Consider the following 24,071-nt stretch of genomic DNA (forward strand, 5'->3'; position numbering starts at 1 on the left):
TGTCAGCCCTCCTGCTGCGTTTCTGCCGGCTGGTTACCGACCGGAGCCGAGGCGGCTGCGGCGACAGCGCTGCTGTCGACCGGCTCACCGGCCGGCGTCTCCGCCTGCTGCGCGATGGTGGTCGCGGCAGCCCGGCCGGCCTCGGTGCCACCGGCGGTCGTACCGGACGAGCCCGAGCGGCCACGGCGCGGCCGGTCCGGCCGGTCGCCACGGTCGCGGCGCGGGCCGCGCGACGGGGCGGCCTCGGCCGGGGCCTCGCGGCCCGGGACGGCGTCGCCCTTGTAGATCCAGACCTTCACGCCGATCCGGCCGAAGGTGGTACGGGCCTCGAAGAAGCCGTACTCGATGTTGGCCCGCAGCGTGTGCAGCGGAACCCGGCCCTCGCGGTAGAACTCGGTCCGGCTCATCTCGGCGCCGCCGAGACGGCCCGAGACCTGAACCCGGATGCCCTTGCAGGCGGGGTTCTTCATCGCGGACTGCATCGCCTTGCGCATGGCCCGACGGAAGCTGACCCGGCTGGACAGCTGCTCGGCAACGCCCTGGGCAACCAGCTGCGCGTCCGACTCGGGGTTCTTGACCTCGATGATGTTCAGCTGGACCTGCTTGCCGGTGAGCTTCTCCAGCTCGCCGCGGATCCGGTCGGCCTCCGCACCCTTACGGCCGATGACGATGCCCGGCCGGGCGGTGTGGATGTCGACGCGGACCCGGTCCCGGGTGCGCTCGATGTCGACCTTGGAGATGCCGGCGCGCTCGAGGCCCTTGGACATCATGCGGCGGATCTTGACGTCCTCGCCGATGTAGTCCTTGTAGAGCTTGTCCGCGAACCAGCGGGACTTCCAGTCGGTCGAGATGCCGAGCCGGAACCCGGTCGGGTGAACCTTCTGACCCATTACTCGGCACCCTCCGTCGTGCTCTGCTCCTCGGCGGCCGGCTTGGCCGGAGCGGCCTTCTTCGCCGACTTCTTCGGCGCGGCCGGCGCGACCGCCTCGACCGCCACGGTGATGTGGCAGGTGCGCTTGCGGATCCGGTACGCCCGGCCCTGCGCACGCGGCCGGAACCGCTTCATGGTCGGGCCCTCGTCGACGAACGCCTCACTGACGAGCAGCGCGTCGGGGTCCAGCCGCTCGTTGTTCTCCGCGTTGGCGATCGCGCTCGCGAGCACCTTGTACACCTGCTCGCTCGCAGCCTGCGGCGCGAACTGCAGCACCGTGAGCGCCTCCTTCGCGGGCAGGCCGCGGACGAGGTTGACCACCCGGCGCGCCTTCATCGGCGAGATGCGCACGTGCCGCGCAACCGCCCGCGCGCCCGGAAGCACCGGAGCGTCGCCCTTTCCTGGCATCGCTGTAACCCCTTGTTCCTCTATCCGTATGCCCGCGGCGTCAGCGCCGGCGGCTCTTCCGGTCGTCCTTCTCGTGACCCTTGAACGTGCGGGTCAGCGCGAACTCGCCGAGCTTGTGCCCGACCATGGCCTCGGTCACGAAGACCGGGACGTGCTTGCGTCCGTCGTGCACGGCGATCGTGTGACCCAGCATCTCCGGGATGATCGTCGAGCGGCGCGACCAGGTCTTGATCACGTTCTTCGAGCCCTTGTCGTTCTGCGTCTCCACCTTCTTGAGCAGGTGGTCGTCGACGAACGGGCCCTTCTTCAGGCTGCGAGGCATGTCTTATCTCCCTCAGCCGCGCTTACGCGTGGCGTAGCGGCGGCGGACGATCAGCCGGTCGCTCGGCTGGCCCTTACGACGGGTGCGGCCCTCGGGCTTACCCTGCGGGTTGACCGGGTGGCGACCACCGGAGGTCTTACCCTCACCACCACCGTGCGGGTGGTCGACCGGGTTCATCGCGACACCACGGACGGTCGGGCGCTTGCCCTTCCACCGCATACGGCCGGCCTTACCCCAGTTGATGTTCGACTGGTCGGCGTTGCCGATCTCGCCGATGCTGGCGCGGCAGCGCACGTCCACACGCCGGATCTCACCGGACGGCATACGCAGGGTCGCGTACGCGCCCTCACGGCCGAGCAGCTGGATGCCGACGCCGGCCGAGCGGGCCAGCTTGGCGCCGCCACCCGGACGCAGCTCCACGTTGTGGATGGTGGTACCGACCGGGATGTTGCGCAGCGGCAGGTTGTTGCCCGGCTTGATGTCGGCGCCCGGACCGGACTCGACGCGGTCGCCCTGCTTCAGGTCCTTCGGCGCGATGATGTAGCGCTTCTCGCCGTCGGCGTAGTGCAGCAGCGCGATGCGCGCGGTGCGGTTCGGGTCGTACTCGATGTGGGCGACCTTCGCCGGCACGCCGTCCTTGTCGACCCGCTTGAAGTCGATCAGACGGTACTGGCGCTTGTGACCGCCGCCGTGGTGCCGCGTGGTGATCCGGCCGTGGGCGTTGCGTCCGCCCTTCTTCGGCAGCGGAGCCAGCAGCGACTTCTCGGGCGTCGACCGGGTGATCTCGGCGAAGTCGGCAACGCTCGAGCCACGCCGGCCCGGCGTCGTCGGCTTGTACTTACGGATAGCCATTGTCTACACCCCTCAGCTGACCGGGCCGCCGAAGGCCTCGATACGGTCACCGTCAGCCAGCTTCACCATCGCGCGCTTGGTGTCCTTGCGCTTGCCGAACCCGGTACGGGTCCGCTTGCGCTTGCCCTCGCGGTTGAGCGTGTTGACCGTCAGGACGCGGACGTTGAAGATCTGCTGGATAGCGATCTTGATCTCGGTCTTGTTGGCGTCCGGGTGCACCAGGAAGGTGTACCAGTTGCGGTTCAGCTCGCTGTAGCTCTTCTCCGAGACGACCGGCGCGACGATGACGTCACGCGGATCGGCGATCGTGCTCACTTGCCATCCTCCTCGGTGGTCTCGGCGGGAACGCCCAGGAACTCGTCCAGGGCCTCCTTGGTGAAGACCACGTCGTCGGCCACCAGCACGTCGTAGGTGTTGAGCTGGCCGGCCTCGATCAGGTGCACCCGGCTGTCCCGCGCGTTGCGCAGGTTCCGCAGCGACACCCAGTTCAGCTCGTCGGTGCTGCTCAGCACGACCAGGACCCGACGGGCCTGGGTCAGCTTGGTCAGCGTGGCCAGGGCCGCCTTGGTGGACGGCTTCTCGCCCGAGACGAACGCCTCGACGACGTGCACCTGGCCGGCGCGGGCCCGGTCGGAGAGGGCGCCACGCAGGGCGGCGGCCTTCATCTTCTTCGGGGTGCGCTGGCTGTAGTCGCGCGGCACCGGGCCGTGGACCACGCCACCGCCGGCGAACTGCGGCGCGCGGGTCGAGCCCTGGCGAGCACGACCGGTGCCCTTCTGCTTGTACGGCTTCTTGCCTCCACCGGAGACCTCGCCGCGGGTCTTCGTCTTGTGCGTGCCCTGGCGGGCCGCCGCGAGCTGGGCCACCACGACCTGGTGCATCAGGGCGATGTTGGCCTGCGCGTCGAAGATGTCGGCCGGCAGCTCCACGGAGCCGCTCTTGGCGCCTTCGACGTTGATCACGTCAACGGTGGTCACTTGGCCGCACCGCCCTTCTTCACCTTCGCCTTGGCCGCGGTGCGGACCAGGACCAGCGCGCCCTTCGGGCCAGGGATGGCGCCGCGGACGAGCAGGAGGTTGTTCTCGGTGTCGACCGCCTGGACGGTCAGGTTCTGGACGGTGTAGCGCACGCCACCCATCCGGCCCGCCATCCGGGTGCCCTTGAAGACGCGACCCGGGGTCGCGCAGGCGCCGATCGAGCCGGGCGAGCGGTGCTTGCGCTCGACACCGTGGCTGGCGCGCAGACCGTGGAAGCCGTGCCGCTTCATCGGGCCGGCGTAGCCCTTGCCCTTGGTCTTGCCGGTCACGTCGATCACGGCGCCGGCCGGGAACTCCTCGACCGTGACCTCCTGGCCGGGCGCGTAGTCCGCGGCGTCGGAGGTGCGCAGCTCGACGATGTGCCGGCGCGGCGCGACGTCCGCCTTGGCGTAGTGCCCGGCGATCGGCTTCTTGACCTTGCGCGGGTCGATGACCCCGTACGCCAGCTGGACCGCGGAGTAGCCGTCCTTGTCGGCGCTACGAACCTGGCTCACGACGCACGGGCCGGCCTGAACCACGGTCACGGGCACAACCTTGTTGTTGTCCCAGACCTGGGTCATGCCGAGCTTGGCGCCCAGGATCCCCTTGACTTGCCTGTCCATTTGTCCGGTCCCTACAGCTTGATCTCGATGTCGACGCCAGCCGGCAGGTCGAGGCGCATGAGCGAGTCGACCGTCTTCGGGGTCGGGTCGATGATGTCGATCAGACGCTTGTGCGTACGCATCTCGAAGTGCTCGCGCGAGTCCTTGTACTTGTGCGGCGAGCGGATGACGCAGAAACGGTTGATCTCCGTGGGCAGCGGCACCGGGCCAGCGACCTGCGCCCCGGTACGCGTCACCGTCTCGACGATCTTCCGAGCCGAGGAGTCGACGACCTCGTGGTCATAGGCCTTGAGCCGGATGCGGATCTTCTGTCCCGCCATGGTGGCTTCTGTTCCTTCTCTCGATGCCGCTGTGTTGCGGGCGCCTGTACCGGCTGGCACAGGCCCACTTCCGCCGACCCCCGCGGTCGGGCGTGTCGCGCCCGTGGGCCAGGCTCCGCCCCGGGACTCCGGAGCGATTCTCTGACCACGCGGTGGGTCATGGCGCCGATCGCGGGGGCCGCGACCTGGACGCCGCGCGAGGGTGGTTGACCGCCGATGGCGATCAACCACCCTACGCGAGACAGTCTGACTCCCGGAGGTCCAGCGTTAACCGGACGCAGGCGACCGACTGTCGTTACGCAACCTGACTAGTATGCCGCACGACCGGCGGCGACGCTAATCGGGGTTACCCAGCTCACTTGATGATCTTGGTGACGCGACCCGCGCCGACCGTACGACCACCCTCGCGGATCGCGAACTTCAGGTTCTCCTCCATGGCGATGGGCTGGATCAGCTTCACCGTCATCGAGGTGTTGTCGCCCGGCATGACCATCTCGGTGCCCTCGGGCAGCGTGACGACGCCGGTGACGTCCGTGGTCCGGAAGTAGAACTGCGGGCGGTAGTTCTGGAAGAACGGGGTGTGCCGGCCGCCCTCCTCCTTGGAGAGGATGTAGACCGTCGCCTCGAACTCCGTGTGCGGGGTCGTGGTGCCCGGCTTGATGACGACCATGCCGCGCTCGACGTCCTCGCGCTTGATGCCGCGCAGCAGCAGACCGACGTTCTCACCCGCGCGGGCCTCGTCGAGCAGCTTGCGGAACATCTCGATGCCGGTGCAGGTGGTCTTCATCGACTTCTCACGGATGCCGACGATCTCCACCTCCTCGTTCGGCTTGAGGATGCCGCGCTCGGCGCGACCGGTCACCACGGTGCCGCGACCGGTGATCGTGAAGACGTCCTCGATGGGCATGAGGAACGGCTTCTCGGTCTCGCGCTCCGGCTGCGGGATCGCGGTGTCCACGGCGTTCATCAGGTCCAGGAGCTTCCCGGTCCACTCCGGGTCGCCCTCCAGGGCCTTCAGCGCCGAGACCCGGACGACCGGCAGGTCGTCACCCGGGTACTCCTGCGAGGAGAGCAGCTCACGGACCTCGAGCTCGACGAGCTCCAGGAGCTCCTCGTCGTCGACCATGTCGCTCTTGTTGAGCGCCACGACGATGTACGGCACACCGACCTGACGGGCCAGCAGCACGTGCTCGCGGGTCTGCGGCATCGGGCCGTCGGTCGCCGCCACCACCAGGATCGCGCCGTCCATCTGCGCGGCACCGGTGATCATGTTCTTGATGTAGTCGGCGTGACCGGGGCAGTCGACGTGCGCGTAGTGACGCGCCTCGGTCTGGTACTCGACGTGCGCGATGGAGATCGTGATGCCGCGGGCCTTCTCCTCCGGCGCCTTGTCGATCTCGTCGAACGGCGTGTACGGGTTCAGGTCCGGGTACTGGTCGTGCAGGACCTTGGTGATGGCCGCCGTCAGCGTCGTCTTACCGTGGTCGATGTGACCAATGGTGCCGATGTTGACGTGCGGCTTAGTCCGCTCGAACTTCGCCTTCGCCACTGGTGTCCTCCTGTGGACTTTCTTGGTTCGTTCGCCCCGGCGCGCCGTTCGGCGCTTAGGACTCTGTCGACAGCCTTTCCGGCCGGAAGGCCGGAGAGCTTTTGTGGGTTCTGCGGCGATGAAGCCTACAGGCCCGGTCTCACGCAATCCGATCGAGGTGGCCGCGGGCGGGAGAACCCTCCCGCGACCGCCCTCGTGTCATCGGATCAGCCGAGGGTGAGTGTCACTCACCCGTCGCCTTGGCGATGATCTCCTTGGCCACCGAGTTCGGAACCTCGGCGTAGGAGTCGAACTGCATGCTGTAGCTAGCCCGGCCCTGGGTCTTCGACCGCAGGTCGCCGACGTAGCCGAACATCTCCGACAGCGGCACCAGGGCCCGGACGACGCGAGCGCCGCTGCGCTCCTCCATCGCCTGGATGATGCCACGCCGGGAGTTGAGGTCGCCGATGACGTCACCCATGTTCTCCTCAGGAGTGGTGACTTCAACGGCCATCATCGGCTCGAGGAGAGCGGGGTCGGCCTTGCGGGCCGCCTCCTTCATCGCCATCGAGCCGGCGATCTTGAACGCCATTTCCGACGAGTCGACCTCGTGGTACTGGCCGTCCACCAGGGTGAGCTTGACGCCCACCAGGGGGAAGCCGGCGAGGATGCCGTACTGCATGGCGTCCTGCGCGCCCGCGTCCACCGAGGGGATGAACTCCCGGGGGATGCGGCCACCGGTCACGGCGTTGGCGAACTCGTAGGTCGGGGCCTCGTTGCCGAGCGGCAGCGGCTCCACGCTGATGATCACGCGGGCGTACTGGCCGGAGCCACCGGTCTGCTTCTTGTGGGTGTACTCGACCTTCTCCACCGCGCGGCGGATGGTCTCGCGGTACGCCACCTGCGGCTTACCGATGTTCGCCTCGACGTTGAACTCGCGGCGCATCCGGTCGACCAGGATGTCCAGGTGCAGCTCGCCCATGCCGGAGATGACCGTCTGACCGGTCTGGTCGTCCAGCTTGACGCGGAAGGTCGGGTCCTCCTCGGCCAGCCGCTGGATGGCGGTGCTGAGCTTCTCCTGGTCGGCCTTGGTCTTCGGCTCGATGGCCACCTCGATGACCGGCTCCGGGAAGGTCATCGACTCCAGGATGACCGGGTTCGCCGGGTCGCACAGGGTGTCACCGGTGGTGGTCTGCTTCAGACCCTGCACCGCGATGATGTCGCCGGCCTGGGCGGAGCTGCGCTCCTCCCGCTTGTTGGCGTGCATCTGGTAGATCTTGCCGATCCGCTCCTTGCGGTCCTTGGTGGAGTTGATCACCTGAGAACCGGACTCGAGCGTGCCGGAGTAGATCCGGACGTACGTCAGCTTGCCGAGGTGCTTGTCGGTCTGGATCTTGAAGGCCAGGCCGGAGAACGGCTCGGAGACCGAGGGCTTCCGCTGCAGCGGGGTCTCGCCGTCGGTGGCCGTACCCTCGATCGCCGGGATGTCCAGCGGCGAGGGCAGGTACGCGACGACCGCGTCCAGCATCGGCTGGATGCCCTTGTTCTTGAAGGCGGTACCGGTGAGGACCGGGTTGGCCTTGCCGGCGATGGTGGCCCGGCGGATGGCGGCCTTGATCTCGTCGGCCGAGATCTCCTCGCCCTCGAGGTACTTCTCCATCACCGAGTCGTCGACGTCGGCGAGGGTCTCCATCAGCTTCTCGCGCCACTCCGCGGCGGAGTCGGCGAGGTCGGCCGGGATCTCCTCGACCGCGTAGTCCTCACCCTTCTGGGTCTCGCCGCGCCAGGTGAGCGCACGCATCTCGACCAGGTCGACCACGCCGATGAAGTCGGACTCGGCGCCGATCGGGATCTGGAGCACCAGCGGGGTGGCGTTGAGCCGGTCGATCATCATCTGCACGCAGCGGAAGAAGTCGGCGCCGGTCCGGTCGAGCTTGTTGACGAAGCACATCCGGGGGACGTTGTACTTGTCCGCCTGCCGCCAGACGTTCTCCGTCTGGGGCTCCACGCCGGCCACGCCGTCGTAGACCGCGACCGCACCGTCCAGAACCCGCAGCGACCGCTCGACCTCGACCGTGAAGTCGACGTGGCCGGGCGTGTCGATGATCTGGATCGTGTGGCCCTTCCACTCGCACTTGGTGGCGGCGGAAGTGATGGTGATACCGCGCTCCTGCTCCTGCTCCATCCAGTCCATGACGGCGGCGCCCTCGTGGACCTCACCGATCTTGTACGTGATGCCGGTGTAGAACAGGATTCGCTCGGTGGTAGTGGTCTTACCGGCATCGATGTGGGCCATGATGCCGATGTTGCGTACGTTGGCGAGCGCGTCTGCGGCGGCCACTTCAATCCCTACTTATCGTCGTCTCGACACAACTGGTGGCGGTTCCGGCGCCTGCCGGCGCCGGAACCTCAGGTGTTACCAGCGGTAGTGCGCGAAGGCCTTGTTGGACTCGGCCATCTTGTGCGTGTCCTCACGCCGCTTGACGGCGGCGCCGAGGCCGTTGCTCGCGTCCAGCAGCTCGTTCATCAGCCGCTCGACCATGGTCTTCTCGCGCCGGGCCCGGGAGTAGGTCACCAGCCAGCGCAGACCGAGCGTGGTCGCGCGGGACGGCCGGACCTCGACCGGAACCTGGTAGGTGGCGCCACCGACACGGCGGCTGCGCACCTCGAGGGTCGGCTTGACGTTGTCCATCGCGCGCTTGAGCGTGACGACGGGGTCGGTGCCGGACTTCTCGCGGCAGCCCTCCAGGGCGGCGTACACGATGCGCTCGGCGAGCTGACGCTTGCCGCGCAGCAGGATCTTGTTCACCAGCTGGGTGACCAGGGGCGAGTTGTACACCGGGTCAGCGACCAGCGGCTTCCGCGGAGCGGGTCCCTTACGCGGCATGTCAGCTCTTCTCCTTCTTCGCGCCGTAGCGGCTGCGAGCCTGCTTGCGGTTGCGGACACCCTGGGTGTCCAGCGAGCCGCGCACGATCTTGTACCGCACGCCGGGGAGGTCCTTCACACGACCGCCGCGCACGAGCACGATCGAGTGCTCCTGAAGGTTGTGGCCGACGCCCGGGATGTAGGCGGTCACCTCGATCTGGCTGCTGAGCTTGACACGAGCGACCTTGCGCAGCGCCGAGTTCGGCTTCTTCGGGGTGGTGGTGTACACGCGGGTGCACACGCCGCGCCGCTGGGGAGACCCCTTGAGCGCCGGGGTCTTGGTCTTGGTCGTCTTGGCCTGACGGCCCTTTCGGACCAACTGCTGAATGGTGGGCACCGGGTTTCTCCGCTCCCTTCGGCCGCTGCGAGGCGACCGCGCCGTCTGCTCCAGCCGTCCGGATGGGCGGCTCTCCTACATTCCAACCGGGGCCGCCTGACGGCGTCCCAGCACCCGCGGTCGGGCGTGTCGCCCAAGTCACGGTCCCGGTGCCGGCCGCTGGCGCGTCGTACCGGGTTGTTTGGTCTTGATGGTGCGACCGCGCGATTCACCGGCTGACCGGTTCCAGCGCACGCACGCATTGCCCGGGCGAGCCCGGGCACAAGGGGAAAGAGTACCTACCACAGCCGCGCCGGTCAAAACGGATGGGTCGGGAGGACCGCTGCCGCGGTCCGCCGAGCCGGTCTCCGGATCGCCGACGCGCCCATGATGGGCACCTACAGTGACAAGTGTACCGGCTCGTCCGCCGCGCGGCCCGGCGGCCCCGACACAGCCCACCCCCCGGGCACCCGGACATACCGGTCGCGGCAGGTCACCGGCCGCACCGGCCCCACCGGGGACCTCAGGTGATCTGCACCACGAGGGCCAGCCCGAGCCCGACCAGGCTGAACAGCAGCCCCACCCCGCCGCAGGAGAGCCCGGCCACGGCCAGGCCGGCGCCGGTGAACCGCACCGCCGGCGGCGGCGCCGGCCGCCGGATCTGCCGCCGGGCCAGCAGCCCGGCGACCACCGCGCCGACCCCGATCAGCGCGCCGAGCACGGTGAACGCGCCGGCCGCCCAGGCGCCACCGTAGTCCGGCCCGGCGATACCGAAGCAGAAGACCAGAAGAGAAACCAGAATCGCGGCGATCCCCGCGATCAACGAGCCGATGGCGAGCCCCGAGGTGACCGGCGGCACGTCCAGGTGGACCACCCCGAACGGCGTACCCGGCACCGCGTCGACCCGCTTCGGCGGCCGCGGCGCCTCGGCCGGCGGCGGCGGGAACGCCGGCCCCCAGCCCCCGTGGCCGGGCGCGCTTCCCGGCGCCGGCCACCCGCCGCCGTGACCCGGCGCGTTCCCCGGGTACGCCCCGTGCGGGTGATGCGCCGGCGCGGACGCGGAACCCGGCGGATACGGCCCCGGGCGGTTCGGGTCGCCTCCCGGCGCGGCCGGTTCCGTCACGGTTCCTCCTGTCCACACCCGCCCGCCACCCGGCGGACACCGGCCAGGCTACCGTCGCCGGTCACGGCCGGGTGGGCGGGCGCGGGTCCGCTCCCCCGCCCGGTCAGTCGAAGTTCGGCGCGAAGTCGTGGCCGAACGAGCCGTCGGCGTACCGGACCACGCCGATCACCACCGCCGCCACCACCGCCGCCGCGGTCAGCACCAGCCCGGTCCGCGCCATCTGCTCGCCGCGCCGCAGCCAGTCGCCGCCGGTGAGATAACCACCAGATGTGTACGCCTCGCGGCGCGCCTGCCGGGCCAGCGTGAGCGCGATCGTGGCCGGCACCGCGCCGCCGACGAACAGACCGGTGAGCGCGCCGATCAGGCCGAGCGCGAAGACCGCCCGTGCCTTGGTGGAGCGGACCGGCTCCGGGTCGTGCGGATGGCGGTGCGCCTGCGGCACGACGGGCGCCGGCCCGGGCACTGTCGTCATGCCCTCCATCATGCCCCGGAACCGGTTCCCCGGTCCCGGCAAGCCGGCCCGGACGCGACGAGGCCCCCGGCTGCTGCCGGGGGCCTCGTCGTTTCCTGGTGCTTAGCGGTACGACCCGAAGTCGAAGTCGTCCAGCGGAACCGCCTGGCCGCTGGCCGGCCCGAAGCCGTAGTCGGTCTCCGGGTAGCCGGTCATCGAGTAGACCTTGGCCTTCGCCTCCTCGGTCGGCTCGACCCGGACGTTGCGGTACTTGCTGATGCCCGTACCGGCCGGGATGAGCTTACCGATGATCACGTTCTCCTTGAGGCCGATCAGCGAGTCGCTGCGGGCGTGGATCGCCGCGTCCGTCAGCACCCGGGTGGTCTCCTGGAAGGAGGCCGCCGACAGCCAGGAGTCGGTGGCCAGCGAGGCCTTGGTGATACCCATCAGCACCGGGCGACCGGCGGCGGGCTCGCCACCCTCGCCGACGAGCCGGCGGTTCTCCGACTCGAACAGCGCCCGGTCGACCAGCACACCCGGCAGGAACTCGGTCGAGCCGGAGTCGATCACCGTCACCCGCTTGAGCATCTGGCGGATGATGATCTCGATGTGCTTGTCGTGGATGAGCACACCCTGCGAGCGGTAGACCTCCTGGACCTCCTGGGTCAGGTGGACCTGGACCGCGCGCGGGCCGAGGATGCGCAGCAGCTCGTGCGGGTCGATGGTGCCCTCGGTGAGCTTCTCGCCGACCTCGACGTGGTCGCCGTCGTGCGCCCGGAGCCGGACCCGCTTCGAGATCTTGTCGTAGACGATCTCGTCGCTGCCGTCGTCCGGGATGACCACGATCTTGCGGGACCGCTCGCCGTCCTCGATCCGGATGCGACCCGGGGTGTCGGCGATGGGCGCCTTACCCTTCGGCACCCGGGCCTCGAAGATCTCCTGGACACGGGGCAGACCCTGGGTGATGTCCTCACCCGCGACACCACCGGTGTGGAAGGTACGCATCGTCAGCTGCGTACCCGGCTCACCGATCGACTGGGCGGCGATGATGCCGACCGCCTCGCCGACGTCCACGGTCTTGCCGGTCGGCAGCGAACGGCCGTAGCACGCACCGCAGACGCCCAGCTTCGACTCGCAGGTGAGCACGCTGCGCACCCGCACCGTCTCGGTACCGGCGGCGACGATCGCGTCCACCAGGATCGAGTTGATGTCCTGGCCGCGGTGGGCCACCACGGTGCCGTCCGGCCCCTTGATGTCGTCGGCCAGCGTCCGGGCGTGCACGCTGGTCTCGGCGTGCTCGTGCACGACCAGCTTGCCGTCGATGCGCTCGCCGACCTGCATCGGGATGGCGCGGTCGGTGCCGCAGTCCTCCTCGCGGATGATGACGTCCTGCGAGACGTCCACCAGACGCCGGGTCAGGTAACCCGAGTCGGCGGTACGCAGGGCGGTGTCCGCGAGACCCTTACGGGCACCGTGCGTGGAGATGAAGTACTCCAGCACGGACAGACCCTCCCGGTAGCTGGCCTTGATCGGCCGCGGGATGATCTCACCCTTCGGGTTGGCCACCAGACCACGGATCGCCGCGATCTGCCGGAGCTGGAGCAGGTTACCGCGGGCGCCCGAGTTGATCATCTTCCACAGCGGGTTCTCCTGCGGCAGCGCGGTGTCCATCTCCTTGGCGACCTCGTTGGTCGCCTTGGTCCAGATCTCGATGAGCTCGCCGCGACGCTCCTCGGCGGTCATCAGACCACGCTGGTACTGCTTGTCGATCCGGTCGGCTTCCTTCTCGTACCGCTCCAGGATCTCCCGCTTGCGCGGCGGAGCGATGACGTCCTCCATGCCGATGGTGACGCCGGACCAGGTGGCCCAGTGGAAACCGGCCTCCTTGAGCCCGTCCAGGGTGGCCGCCAGGGCCACCTTCGGGAAGCGCTCGGCGAGGTCGTTGACGATCGCGGAGAGCTGGCCCTTGCGGATCTCGTAGTTCACGAAGCGGTAGCCCGGGGGCAGCGTCTCGTTGAACAGGACCCGGCCCAGCGTGGTCTCCACGGTCACCGGCTCGCCCTCGGTCCAGCCCTCGGGGGCGGTCCACGGCTCGGCGCCGGCGCCGTTGTCCACACCGACGACGTCGCGCAGCCGGATCCGGACCGGCGCCTGCAGGTGCAGCTCGCCGTTGTCGTACGCCATCCGCGCCTCGGCGTCCGAGCTGAACGCCCGGCCCTCGCCCTTGCCACCCGGAGTGAGGTGGGTGAGGTGGTAGAGACCGATGACCATGTCCTGGGTGGGCATGGTGACCGGCTTGCCGTCGGCCGGCTTGAGAATGTTGTTCGACGACAGCATCAGGATCCGCGCCTCGGCCTGGGCCTCGGCGGACAGCGGCACGTGGACCGCCATCTGGTCACCGTCGAAGTCGGCGTTGAACGCGGTGCAGACCAGCGGGTGGATCTGGATGGCCTTGCCCTCGACCAGCTGCGGCTCGAAGGCCTGGATGCCCAGACGGTGCAGGGTCGGCGCGCGGTTCAGCAGCACCGGGTGCTCGCCGATGACCTCTTCCAGCACGTCCCACACGACCGGCCGCTGCCGCTCGACCATCCGCTTGGCGGACTTGATGTTCTGCGCGTGGTTGAGGTCGACCAGCCGCTTCATCACGAACGGCTTGAACAGCTCCAGCGCCATCTGCTTGGGCAGGCCGCACTGGTGCAGCTTGAGCTTCGGGCCGACCACGATGACCGAACGGCCGGAGTAGTCGACGCGCTTGCCGAGCAGGTTCTGGCGGAACCGGCCCTGCTTGCCCTTGAGCATGTCGGACAGCGACTTCAGGGGCCGGTTACCGGGGCCGGTGACCGGACGACCACGACGGCCGTTGTCGAACAGCGCGTCGACGGCCTCCTGGAGCATCCGCTTCTCGTTGTTGACGATGATCTCGGGCGCGCCGAGGTCGATCAGCCGCTTGAGGCGGTTGTTCCGGTTGATCACACGCCGGTACAGGTCGTTCAGGTCGGAGGTCGCGAAACGGCCACCGTCGAGCTGCACCATCGGGCGCAGGTCCGGCGGGATGACCGGGACGCAGTCCAGCACCATGCCGAGCGGCGAGTTCCGGGTGTTCTGGAACGCCGCGACGACCTTGAGCCGCTTGAGCGCCCGGATCTTCCGCTGGCCCTTGCCGGAGCGGATGGTCTCGCGCAGGTTCTCCGCCTCGGCCTCCAGGTCCATGTTCTGGACCAGGGCCTTGATCGCCTCGGCGCCCATGCTGCCGGTGAAGTACTCACCGAAGCGGTCGCGCAGCTCGCGGTAGAGCAGCTCGTCGGTGACCAGCTGCTTCGGCTCCAGCTTGCGGAAGGTGTCGAGGACCTCGTCGAGGCGGTCGATCTCGCGCTGGGCCCGGTCGCGGATCTGGCGCATCTCGCGCTCTCCGCCCTCCTTGACCTTGCGCCGGACGTCCGCCTTCGCGCCCTCGGCCTCCAGCTCGGCCAGGTCGGCCTCCAGCTTGGCGGCCCGCTTCTCGATCTCCGAGTCGCGGCTGTTCTCCGCCTGCCGCTTCTCGGCCAGGATCTCGTTCTCGATGGTCGAGAGGTCGCGGTGACGCGCTTCGGCGTCCACGCTCGTCACGACGTACGAGGCGAAGTAGATGATCTTTTCGAGGTCCTTCGGGGCGAGGTCCAGCAGGTAGCCCAGCCGGCTCGGCACGCCCTTGAAGTACCAGATGTGGGTCACCGGAGCGGCCAGCTCGATGTGACCCATCCGCTCCCGGCGAACCTTGGAGCGGGTCACCTCGACGCCGCAGCGCTCGCAGATGATGCCCTTGAAGCGGACCCGCTTGTACTTACCGCAGTAGCACTCCCAGTCCCGCTGAGGACCGAAGATCTTCTCGCAGAAGAGCCCGTCCTTCTCCGGCTTGAGGGTGCGGTAGTTGATGGTCTCGGGCTTCTTGACCTCGCCGTGGGACCACTGACGGATGTCGTCAGCGGTGGCGAGGCCGATGCGCAGCTCGTCGAAGAAGTTGACGTCGAGCACTATGTCCCCTATGTCGTCGTCTTTACAGCTAGATCATGGGCGGGGTCGGGGGCCGGCCGGCCCGCGTCGGGATCAAGACTGACCGCCCAGAGCGGGCCGGTCGGCCCCCGACCTCACCACTTACACCTCTTCGACCGAGCTCGGCTCGCGCCGGGACAGGTCGATGCCCAGCTCCTCCGCCGCCCGGAACACCTCGTCGTCGGTCTCGCGCATCTCCAGGGCCACACCGTCGCTGGAGAGCACCTCGACGTTGAGGCACAGCGACTGCAGCTCCTTGAGCAGCACCTTGAACGACTCCGGGATGCCCGGCTCGGGGATGTTCTCGCCCTTGACGATCGCCTCGTAGACCTTGACCCGGCCCAGGACGTCGTCGGACTTGATGGTCAGCAGCTCCTGCAGGGCGTAGGCGGCGCCGTACGCCTGCATGGCCCAGCACTCCATCTCACCGAAGCGCTGGCCACCGAACTGCGCCTTACCACCCAGCGGCTGCTGCGTGATCATCGAGTACGGACCGGTCGACCGGGCGTGGATCTTGTCGTCGACCAGGTGGTTGAGCTTCAGGATGTAGACGTAGCCGACCGCGATCGGGTCGGGCAGCGGCTCGCCGGAACGACCGTCGAACAGCTGCGCCTTGCCGCTGCCCCCGATGAGCTGGTTGCCGTCCCGGTTGGGCAGGGTCGACGCCAGCAGACCGGAGATCTCCTCCTCGCGGGCACCGTCGAAGACCGGCGTGGCCACGTTGGTGTCCGGCTCGGACTCGTGCGCGTTGATCGAGCGGAGCTGGCGCTTCCACTCCTCGTCGTCGCCGTCCACGCTCCAGCCGGTCTTGGCCACCCACCCGAGGTGGGTCTCCAGGACCTGGCCGATGTTCATCCGGGACGGCACACCGAGCGGGTTCAGCACGATGTCGACCGGGGTCCCGTCCTCCAGGAACGGCATGTCCTCGATCGGCAGGATCTTGGAGATGACGCCCTTGTTGCCGTGGCGGCCCGCGAGCTTGTCACCGTCCTGGATCTTGCGCTTCTGGGCCACGTAGACCCGGACCAGCTCGTTCACGCCCGGGGGCAGCTCGTCGCCGTCCTCGCGGGAGAAGGTACGCACACCGATGACCGTGCCGGTCTCGCCGTGCGGCACCTTCAGCGAGGTGTCCCGGACCTCGCGCGCCTTCTCGCCGAAGATCGCGCGGAGCAGCCGCTCCTCGGGGGTCAGCTCGGTCTCACCCTTCGGGGTGACCTTGCCGACCAGGATGTCGCCGGGGACGACCTCGGCGCCGATCCGGATGATGCCGCGCTCGTCGAGGTCGGCGAGCATCTCCTCGCTGACGTTCGGGATGTCGCGGGTGATCTCCTCCGGGCCGAGCTTGGTGTCCCGGGCGTCGACCTCGTGCTCCTCGATGTGGATCGAGGTGAGCACGTCCTGCTGCACGAGGCGCTGCGACAGGATGATCGCGTCCTCGTAGTTGTGGCCCTCCCAGCACATGAACGCCACCAGCAGGTTGCGTCCGAGCGCCATCTCGCCCTCGTCGGTGCACGGACCGTCGGCGATGACCTGACCGGCCTCGACGCGGTCGCCCTCGAAGACGACCGGCTTCTGGTTGACGCAGGAGCCGGCGTTGGAGCGGCGGAACTTGTGCAGCAGGTACGTCCGGCGGTGGCCGTCGTCCTGGTGGACCGTGATGTAGTCCGCGCAGAGGTCCTCGACCACACCGCCGACCTCGGCGACGACCACGTCACCGGCGTCGACCGCGGCGCGGTACTCCATGCCCGTACCGACGAGCGGGGCCTCGGCCTTGACCAGCGGCACCGCCTGACGCTGCATGTTCGCGCCCATGAGCGCGCGGTTGGCGTCGTCGTGCTCCAGGAACGGGATCATCGCGGTGGCGACCGAGGTCATCTGCCGCGGCGACACGTCCATGTAGTCCACGGCGCCCGGCGCGACGTCCTCGGTCTCGCCGCCCTTACGACGGACCAGGACGCGGTCCTCGGCGAAGGTGCCGTCCGACTTCAGCGGGGCGTTGGCCTGCGCCTTGACGAACCGGTCCTCCTCGTCCGCGGTCAGGTAGTCGATCTGGTCGGTGACCCGGCCGTCGATGACCTTCCGGTACGGCGTCTCGATGAAGCCGAACGGGTTGACCCGGGCGAACGTGGAGAGCGCGCCGATCAGGCCGATGTTCGGGCCTTCCGGCGTCTCGATCGGGCACATCCGGCCGTAGTGGGACGGGTGCACGTCCCGGACCTCGAAGCCGGCCCGCTCACGGGACAGACCACCAGGGCCGAGCGCGCTCAGCCGGCGCCGGTGGGTCAGGCCCGCCAGCGGGTTGGTCTGGTCCATGAACTGGGACAGCTGCGACGTGCCGAAGAACTCCTTGATCGCCGCCACCACCGGGCGGATGTTGATCAGGGTCTGCGGCGTGATCGCCTCGACGTCCTGGGTGGTCATCCGCTCGCGGACGACCCGCTCCATCCGGGAGAGACCCACCCGGACCTGGTTCTGGATCAGCTCGCCCACGGTACGCAGGCGACGGTTGCCGAAGTGGTCGATGTCGTCGGCCTCGTAGCCCTCCTCACCGGCGTGCAGCCGGCAGAGGTATTCCACGGTGGCGACGATGTCGTCCTCGGTGAGCGTGCCGGTGGTGATCGGCACGTCCAGCTCGAGCTTCTTGTTGAACTTGTAGCGCCCGACCTTGGCGACGTCGTACCGCTTCGGGTTGAAGAAGAGGTTGTCGAGCAGGGTCTGGGCGTTCTCACGGGTCGGCGGCTCGCCGGGGCGGAGCTTCCGGTAGATGTCGAGCAGGGCCTCGTCCTGGCCGGCGATGTGGTCCTTCTCGAGCGTGGTCATCATGAGCTCGGACCAGCCGAACTTCTCACGGATGCGCTCGGCGGACCACCCGATGGCCTTGAGCAGGACGGTGACGGCCTGGCGGCGCTTGCGGTCGATGCGAACGCCGACCGTGTCGCGCTTGTCGATGTCGAACTCCAGCCAGGCACCCCGGCTCGGGATGACCTTGACGCTGGAGAGGTCGCGGTCGGAGGTCTTGTCCGGCTGCTTGTCGAAGTACACGCCCGGCGAGCGGACGAGTTGGCTGACCACGACGCGCTCGGTGCCGTTGATGATGAAGGTGCCCTTCGGCGTCATCATCGGGAAGTCACCCATGAACACGGTCTGGCTCTTGATCTCGCCAGTGGTGTTGTTGGTGAACTCCGCGGTCACGAACAGCGGCGCGCAGTAGGTGAGGTCCTTCTCCTTGCACTCCTCGATCGAGGCCTTGACCTCGTCGAAGCGCGGAGCCGAGAAGGAGAGCGACATGGTGCCGGAGAAGTCCTCAATGGGACTGATCTCGTCGAGGATCTCCGCGAGACCCGAGCGTGCGTGCGGGTCGTCCGCCGACCGGCCCTGCCAAGCCTCGTTGCCGACGAGCCAGTCGAAGGACTCGTTCTGGATGGCGAGGAGGTTGGGGACCTCGAGGTGTTCGGTGATCCGACCGAAAGAAACTCGGCGGGGCGCGAATGCGCTCGACGTACGACTGGTCTTCGCAGGGCGGGAAGCTGCCAAGATGCGTCCTTCCGAGGACCGGTGCTGCAGAACGGCTGGTACGCGTGCACTCCAATGACCCCACCAGAATTATCCGTAAACGGACATTTCCGAGCAGGGGTCAAGTCGGAAGGCAGCGCAAACTAGCAGTGTAGCCGAGAGGCTAACCGCTGTCCAGCCCACCCCGCAGGTCGTCGCGGAACAAGCCCTGGGACCTCGGAAAACCGGGTCGACCGGGCCGCTCGGAACGCGACGCTCCTGCCGGTCCGCTCGGGTGCCGCGGCGGCGGTGCTGCCGTTGCCATTACCCGAGTGGCGGCCGTTGCAAGCGCGGAAAGTCTTGCTGATGTCAGCGTGCCTGGCAGGCCGGTGCCGCGTCAAGGGCCGGTTACCGGTCGGGGTGTCTTTCCCACCGACGGGCTACCGACAGACGCCACTGACCAGCCGGCACACGGGCCGTCGTACGCCCTGCTCACACCGCTGCCGTCCGGGACCACCAACACGGCGGGCGGCGATCCGATTCCGGATCACCGCCCGCCGCGACGCGGTGTGCCCCGGCTCACGTGAGCCGGACGCGCGTCAGGTGGAGCAAGGTCACTTCATGGTGACCTTGGCGCCCTCGCCCTCGAGCTTGGCCTTGGCCTTCTCGGCGGTCTCCTTGTTGACCTTCTCCAGGACGGCCTTCGGCGCGGCCTCGACCAGGTCCTTGGCCTCCTTGAGGCCCAGGCCGGTCAGCTCACGCACGACCTTGATGACCTGGATCTTCTTGCCACCGTCGGCGTCGAGGATGACGTCGAACTCGTCCTTCTCCTCCTCGGCCGGGGCAGCAGCGCCGCCGGCGGCCGGGGCGCCCGCGGCCACGGCGACCGGAGCGGCGGCGGTGACCTCGAAGGTCTCCTCGAACTGCTTCACGAACTCGGAGAGCTCGATCAGCGTCATCTCCTTGAACGCGTCGAGCAGCTCGTCGGTGCTGAGCTTCGCCATGTCTGGCGTCCTTTCTCGCAATGAAAACTAAGAACGTGGTGCGCCGGGAGGGCCTCAGGCCGCCTCGGCGCCCTCCTGCTCGCGCTTCTTGTCCGCCAGGGCGGCCGCCGCGCGGGCGGCCTTGGAGAGCGGCGCCTGGAACAGGGCCGCGGCCTTGCTCAGGTTGCCCTTCATCGCGCCGGCCAGCTTGGCCAGCAGCACCTCGCGGGACTCCAGGTCGGCGAGCTTCGTGACCTCGGCCGCGGAAATGGCCTTGCCCTCGAAGACACCGCCCTTGATGACGAGCTTCGGGTTGGCCTTCGCGAAGTCGCGAAGCCCCTTCGCCGCCTCGACGACGTCGCCCGAAACGAAAGTCAGCGCGGTAGGACCGGAGAACAGCTCGTCGAGGCCGGAGATGCCCGCATCGGCCGCGGCACGCTTGGCAAGCGTGTTCTTCGCGACCGTGTAGCTGGTCTCCTTGCCGAGCGAGCGCCGCAGCTGGGTGAGCTGCGAAACCGTGAGCCCGCGGTACTCGGTGAGCACGGTCGCCCCCGCGTTGCGGAAGCTCTCGGTCAGCTCGGCGACGGCCGTGGCCTTGTCGGCCCGGATCGGCTTGTCCGCCATGTCCCTCCTCTCTCGTTGCTCGGAGCTGGTACGCCGGCGACGAGCCAAGGCTCGACGGCGGCGGCGGAGGCATCACGACAACGAAAAAGCCCCGGCGCAGGGCGCACGGGGCGAGGGCCGGCGGCACGGGCACAGTCGGCGGACCATGCATGACACCGATTTTCGCTTACCGCCCTGCGCGGGTCGCCCGTCGTCGCGGGACCTTCGACCGTGCCGGGGCACGGTGACCAGCGGTCTTTGGGTGGAACTACCGCACCAGGTTACGCGACCGGGACCGCAGCGCCAAATCGCGCCCCGGTGCTCCCGGTCACCGCGCCTCAGGCCCGGGTGCGGCGGGCCCAGGCGTAGCCGCTGAGCGCCACCGCCGCCCAGAGCGCCGCCCAGCCGGTGAGCAGCAGGCCGGCACCGGTGGCGACCGGCCCGGTGACCTCCCGCGCGGTCGCCATGACCGGTGGGGCCAGCCACGGCGCGACCGAGCCGGAGAGCCCCAGCACCACCACCCCAACCGCGCCGGTCACCAGCACCGCCACCCCGTAGCCGGCGCTGCGGGTCACGGCCCGGCTGGCCAGCGCGCCGAGCGCCACCGCCGCGGGCAGGGCGAGCAGGTGCGCCCAGAGCCCGAGCGCCACCCCCACGAGCACCGGCCGCTCCCCCGGCGCTACGGCCGCGGTCACCCCGCCGAGCGGCCACGGCAGCGCCAGCGCGACCACCACCACGGCGAGCCCGGCCACCAGCGCGGCGAGCAGCCCGGCCGCCCACTCCCGGCCCGGCCCGGCCACCACCCGGGCCAGCCGGCGCTGCACGTCGGGCTCGACGTCCAGCAGGATCTTGGTCTGCCAGGCCAGCACCGGGAACAGGACCACGGCGGAGACGCCGTAGGCCTCCGCCGGGCGGGCCCGGCCGCCGCCGTGGAGGACGCCCAGGACGAGCAGGCCGGCCAGCACCGGCGCCAGCGCCCGTCCGGTACGCAGGAAGCCGGCCAGCCGCAGCCGGACCAGCGCGATCACCGGGCCACCTCCGGCGCCGGCCCGGGGCGGCCCGAGTCCCCGGCCCCGGCGTCAACGTGGCCCACCGGGCCGGATAGCGCGTCCGCATCCGGGCAGTCGTCATCGGCGGACGGGCCGACGGAGGCCGGCACCGGGTGCGTGGCCGGAGGCGGGACGGCGTGGTCGCGTACCCGAAGGATCTGGTGGCCGTCGGCGCGCAGGCGGGCGACGGCGGCGGCCAGCCCGGCGGCCGGCACCGCCAGCTCGACCACGGCGACGGCAGCGCCGCCCGGCAGGGCCTGCTCGGTCACCGTGCCGTCGGTGACCGACCAGTGCCGGGCACCGGGCAGCCGGACGGTCTCGCCCCGGTGGTCGCTCACGAGTACGGCGCCACCGGCGGCCAGCACCTCGCCGATGATCTCGGGGACCGCCTCGCGGGCGGCGGCGTCCAGCCCCTCCCAGGGCTCGTCGAGCACCAGCAGGCCGGGCGGACGCAGCAGCGCCTGCGCCAGGCCGACCTTCTGCGCAGTGCCCTTGGACAGCCGGGGCAGACGGACGTCGTGGAACCGGGCCAGGCCGAGGCGCTCGACCCAGTGGCGCACCGCCCGGTCGGCGGCGGGACCGGACAGGCCGGCGACGCGGCCCATGGCGGTCAGGTAGGCCCCGACGGTGAACGGCTGGTCGGCGGGGAAGCGCTCCGGCACCCAGCCGACCACCGGCGGCCGGTCGGTGACGCGGCCCCGGGACGGACGCAGCACCCCGGCGGTGAGCTGCAGCAACGTGGACTTTCCGGCCCCGTTGCGGCCGAGCACCACGGCGACCTCACCCGGGCCGACGGCGACGTCGACCTGCCGCAGGACCCAGGGGCCGTGCCGGTGGTAGCGGAACCACACGCCGTCGAGCCGCATGCGCCGAGACTGCCACACCGGACAGACGAACGGGGCCCCGCCACGACCTGGTGGCGGAGCCCCGTCCGGGACGTGCTGGTTGCTCAGGCCTCGGTCGAGGCCTCCTGCAGGTTCTTCACGACCTTCGGGTCGACCGGGACGCCCGGGCCCATGGTGGTGGTGAGGGTGACCTTCTTGAGGTACGTGCCCTTGGCCGCGGACGGCTTGGCGCGCAGCACCTCGTCCAGCACCGCGGCGTAGTTGTCGACCAGCTGGGCCTCGGAGAAGGAGGCCTTGCCGATGATCAGGTGCAGGTTGGAGTGCTTGTCCACCCGGAAGGTGATCTTACCGCCCTTGATGTCCGAGACGGCCTTGGTGACGTCCATGGTCACGGTGCCGGTCTTCGGGTTCGGCATCAGACCGCGCGGGCCCAGGATCCGCGCGATCCGGCCGATCTTGGCCATCTGGTCGGGCGTGGCGATCGCCGCGTCGAAGTCCAGCCAACCGCCCTGGATGCGGGCGACCAGCTCGTCGGTGCCCACCTCGTCAGCACCCGCGGCGACGGCCTCCTCGGCCTTCGCGCCGGCGGCGAAGACGATCACGCGGGCGGTCTTACCGGTGCCGTGCGGCAGGTTGACCGTGCCGCGGACCATCTGGTCCGCCTTGCGGGGGTCGACGCCGAGGCGCATCGCGACCTCGACCGTGGCGTCGAACTTGGTGTTGGTGGTGTCCTTGGCCAGCTTGACGGCCTCGACCGGGGTGTAGAGCTTCGACCGGTCGATGACCTCGGCGGCCTTGCGGTAGCTCTTACTGCGCTGCATTTCTGGTGACTCCTGTGGTCTCTGGCGGGCGCGCGGCGTGCGCGGCCCTCCCACGAACAGAAAGATCGGGTGGAGCGGTGGAGCGAGATCAGTCGGCGACGGTCAGGCCCATCGACCGGGCGGTGCCGGCGATGATCTTCTCGGCCTGGTCGATGTCGTTGGCGTTGAGGTCCGCCATCTTCTTCTCGGCGATCTCGCGCAGCTGGGCGCGGGTGACCGAGCCGACCTTCTCCTTGTGCGGGACGCCCGAGCCCTTCTGCACACCGGCGGCCTTGATCAGCAGCCGGGCGGCGGGCGGGGTCTTCAGCACGAAGGTGAACGTGCGGTCCTCGTAGACGCTGATCTCGGCGGGGACGATGTCGCCCCGCTGGGACTCGGTCTGCGCGTTGTAGGACTTGCAGAACTCCATGATGTTCACGCCGTGCTGGCCGAGCGCGGGGCCGACCGGCGGCGCCGGGGTGGCCTGGCCCGCCGGCAGCTGAAGCGTGAACGTCTTGACGAGCTTCTTCTTCGGAGGCATGTCTCTTCCTGGGGCTTGAAACTGGGATTCTCGCCGGTCCGCGGGCGCGCACGGTCAGCGCGGTGCGGACAGCCGACGTTCTAGGGTAGCGCAGCCGCCGGCCACCCTCCGCGCCGAGGTCGGTGGGTGGCGAAACGGCGCACCGGCGGCCACCCCGGAAGGGGCGGGCCGCCGGTGCCGACGTACGTCAGATCTTGGCGACCTGGTTGAAGTTCAGCTCGACCGGCGTCTCCCGGCCGAAGATCGACACCAGCACCTTGAGCTTCTGCTGGTCGGCGTTGATCTCGCTGATCGTCGCCGGCAGCGACGCGAACGCGCCGTCGGTGACGGTGACCGAGTCGCCGACCTCGAAGTCGAGGACCTTGACCTCGGGCTTGGCCTTCTTCTGCTCGGTCTCGACCGCCGGGGCCAGCCACTTGAGCACCTCGTCGAGGCTCAGCGGCGCCGGCCGGTCGGCCCGGTCGGTCGCGCCGACGAAGCCGGTGACCCCCGGGGTGTTCCGGACGCAGGAGTAGGACTCGGCGGTCAGCTCCATCCGGACCAGGATGTAGCCCGGGAAGACCTTCGCCTGGACCTGCGACCGCTTGCCGTTCTTGACCTCGACCTCTTCCCGGGTCGGCACCTCGACCTGGTAGATGAAGTCCTCCATGTCGAGGGAGGTGATCCGGGTCTCGAGGTTGGTCTTGACCTTGTTCTCGTAGCCGGCGTACGAGTGCACCACGTACCAGTCGCCGGGCGCGTAGCGCAGCTTCTGGCGCAGCTCGGCGACCGGGTCGAAGTCCTCGTCCGGGGCCGGCTCGGTGGTCGGGAACTCCGGCTCGCTGGCGGCCTCGACCGACTCGTTGTTGGCCGCCGTCGCCACCGTGGACTGGTCGTCCGGGGTTCCGGCGGTCTCGTCGTACTCAGGCACGCT

23 protein-coding genes are annotated in these 24,071 nt (G+C 69.3%); all 23 read right to left on the reverse strand.

All coding sequences use genetic code 11. The annotated features are described in order from the left end of the window. Positions 1–2 precede the first annotated feature (2 nt). The 23 genes from rpsC to nusG all read right to left on the reverse strand — a co-directional run bounded on the left by rpsC (position 3) and on the right by nusG (position 24,068). On the reverse strand, positions 3–890 hold the full coding sequence (gene rpsC, locus HA073_RS18950; protein ID WP_013473694.1) for a 30S ribosomal protein S3: 888 nt from the start codon (positions 888–890) through the stop codon (positions 3–5). Then, positions 890–1,339 (reverse strand): 50S ribosomal protein L22, encoded by a 450-nt coding sequence (rplV, locus tag HA073_RS18955; RefSeq protein ID WP_018784552.1) that lies wholly within the window; start codon positions 1,337–1,339, stop codon positions 890–892. The genes rpsC and rplV overlap by 1 nt, the downstream gene beginning before the upstream one ends. A 40-nt stretch (positions 1,340–1,379) precedes the next feature. Continuing rightward, positions 1,380–1,661, reverse strand: coding sequence for a 30S ribosomal protein S19 (gene rpsS, locus HA073_RS18960; RefSeq protein ID WP_007073032.1), 282 nt, complete (start codon positions 1,659–1,661; stop codon positions 1,380–1,382). Between the two features lie 12 nt (positions 1,662–1,673). Then, positions 1,674–2,513: a 50S ribosomal protein L2 gene (gene rplB / locus HA073_RS18965; protein WP_013288631.1), complete on the reverse strand. Its 840-nt coding sequence runs from the start codon at positions 2,511–2,513 to the stop codon at positions 1,674–1,676. Between the two features lie 12 nt (positions 2,514–2,525). Further along, positions 2,526–2,828: a 50S ribosomal protein L23 gene (gene rplW / locus HA073_RS18970; protein ID WP_013288632.1), complete on the reverse strand. Its 303-nt coding sequence runs from the start codon at positions 2,826–2,828 to the stop codon at positions 2,526–2,528. Continuing rightward, entirely contained in the window at positions 2,825–3,490 is a 666-nt protein-coding gene (rplD, locus tag HA073_RS18975) for a 50S ribosomal protein L4 (RefSeq protein WP_013288633.1), read from the reverse strand. The genes rplW and rplD overlap by 4 nt, the downstream gene beginning before the upstream one ends. Beyond that, positions 3,487–4,152, reverse strand: a complete 666-nt coding sequence (rplC, locus tag HA073_RS18980; RefSeq protein ID WP_030501609.1) for a 50S ribosomal protein L3 — start codon at positions 4,150–4,152, stop codon at positions 3,487–3,489. The genes rplD and rplC overlap by 4 nt, the downstream gene beginning before the upstream one ends. An 11-nt stretch (positions 4,153–4,163) precedes the next feature. After that, positions 4,164–4,472, reverse strand: a complete 309-nt coding sequence (rpsJ, locus tag HA073_RS18985; RefSeq protein ID WP_007073037.1) for a 30S ribosomal protein S10 — start codon at positions 4,470–4,472, stop codon at positions 4,164–4,166. A gap of 355 nt (positions 4,473–4,827) precedes the next feature. Continuing rightward, positions 4,828–6,021 carry an elongation factor Tu gene (gene tuf, locus HA073_RS18990; RefSeq protein WP_013288635.1) on the reverse strand — a complete coding sequence of 398 codons (1,194 nt, stop codon included), beginning with the start codon at positions 6,019–6,021 and terminating at the stop codon, positions 4,828–4,830. Between the two features lie 223 nt (positions 6,022–6,244). After that, positions 6,245–8,341 carry an elongation factor G gene (fusA, locus tag HA073_RS18995; protein ID WP_030501610.1) on the reverse strand — a complete coding sequence of 699 codons (2,097 nt, stop codon included), beginning with the start codon at positions 8,339–8,341 and terminating at the stop codon, positions 6,245–6,247. A 75-nt stretch (positions 8,342–8,416) separates the two neighbouring features. Further along, on the reverse strand, positions 8,417–8,887 hold the full coding sequence (rpsG, locus tag HA073_RS19000; RefSeq protein WP_013288637.1) for a 30S ribosomal protein S7: 471 nt from the start codon (positions 8,885–8,887) through the stop codon (positions 8,417–8,419). A gap of 1 nt (position 8,888) precedes the next feature. After that, complete coding sequence (rpsL, locus tag HA073_RS19005) at positions 8,889–9,263, reverse strand: 30S ribosomal protein S12 (RefSeq protein ID WP_007465318.1); 375 nt, start codon at positions 9,261–9,263, stop codon at positions 8,889–8,891. Between the two features lie 502 nt (positions 9,264–9,765). Then, on the reverse strand, positions 9,766–10,137 hold the full coding sequence (locus tag HA073_RS30340) for a hypothetical protein (RefSeq protein ID WP_176722859.1): 372 nt from the start codon (positions 10,135–10,137) through the stop codon (positions 9,766–9,768). Between the two features lie 331 nt (positions 10,138–10,468). Further along, positions 10,469–10,837: a hypothetical protein gene (locus HA073_RS19015; RefSeq protein WP_064446843.1), complete on the reverse strand. Its 369-nt coding sequence runs from the start codon at positions 10,835–10,837 to the stop codon at positions 10,469–10,471. Between the two features lie 102 nt (positions 10,838–10,939). Further along, the gene (locus HA073_RS19020) at positions 10,940–14,827 is read right to left on the reverse strand and encodes a DNA-directed RNA polymerase subunit beta' (RefSeq protein ID WP_043328234.1); all 3,888 of its coding nucleotides are present in this window, start codon (positions 14,825–14,827) and stop codon (positions 10,940–10,942) included. 120 nt (positions 14,828–14,947) lie between these two features. Further along, complete coding sequence (locus HA073_RS19025) at positions 14,948–18,379, reverse strand: DNA-directed RNA polymerase subunit beta (RefSeq protein WP_030501613.1); 3,432 nt, start codon at positions 18,377–18,379, stop codon at positions 14,948–14,950. A gap of 572 nt (positions 18,380–18,951) precedes the next feature. Next, a complete protein-coding gene (gene rplL / locus HA073_RS19030; protein ID WP_043328232.1) occupies positions 18,952–19,341 on the reverse strand; it encodes a 50S ribosomal protein L7/L12 in 390 nt (129 codons plus the stop codon). Between the two features lie 54 nt (positions 19,342–19,395). Next, entirely contained in the window at positions 19,396–19,944 is a 549-nt protein-coding gene (gene rplJ, locus HA073_RS19035; RefSeq protein ID WP_013288643.1) for a 50S ribosomal protein L10, read from the reverse strand. A 317-nt stretch (positions 19,945–20,261) separates the two neighbouring features. After that, entirely contained in the window at positions 20,262–20,951 is a 690-nt protein-coding gene (locus tag HA073_RS19040; RefSeq protein ID WP_166456962.1) for a hypothetical protein, read from the reverse strand. Continuing rightward, a complete protein-coding gene (locus tag HA073_RS19045) occupies positions 20,948–21,838 on the reverse strand; it encodes an ATP-binding cassette domain-containing protein (protein ID WP_166456963.1) in 891 nt (296 codons plus the stop codon). Before HA073_RS19045 ends, HA073_RS19040 begins: the two co-directional genes overlap by 4 nt. 83 nt (positions 21,839–21,921) lie before the next feature. After that, positions 21,922–22,638, reverse strand: a complete 717-nt coding sequence (gene rplA / locus HA073_RS19050) for a 50S ribosomal protein L1 (RefSeq protein ID WP_064446621.1) — start codon at positions 22,636–22,638, stop codon at positions 21,922–21,924. Between the two features lie 88 nt (positions 22,639–22,726). Beyond that, the gene (gene rplK / locus HA073_RS19055; protein WP_013288647.1) at positions 22,727–23,158 is read right to left on the reverse strand and encodes a 50S ribosomal protein L11; all 432 of its coding nucleotides are present in this window, start codon (positions 23,156–23,158) and stop codon (positions 22,727–22,729) included. Positions 23,159–23,345: 187 nt separating this feature from the next. After that, the gene (gene nusG, locus HA073_RS19060; RefSeq protein WP_030501618.1) at positions 23,346–24,068 is read right to left on the reverse strand and encodes a transcription termination/antitermination protein NusG; all 723 of its coding nucleotides are present in this window, start codon (positions 24,066–24,068) and stop codon (positions 23,346–23,348) included. Between the last annotated feature and the right edge of the window lie 3 nt (positions 24,069–24,071).

Origin of the sequence: Micromonospora sp. CMU55-4 (assembly GCF_011602315.1) — a bacterium.
Taxonomy (GTDB): domain Bacteria; phylum Actinomycetota; class Actinomycetes; order Mycobacteriales; family Micromonosporaceae; genus Micromonospora; species Micromonospora chalcea.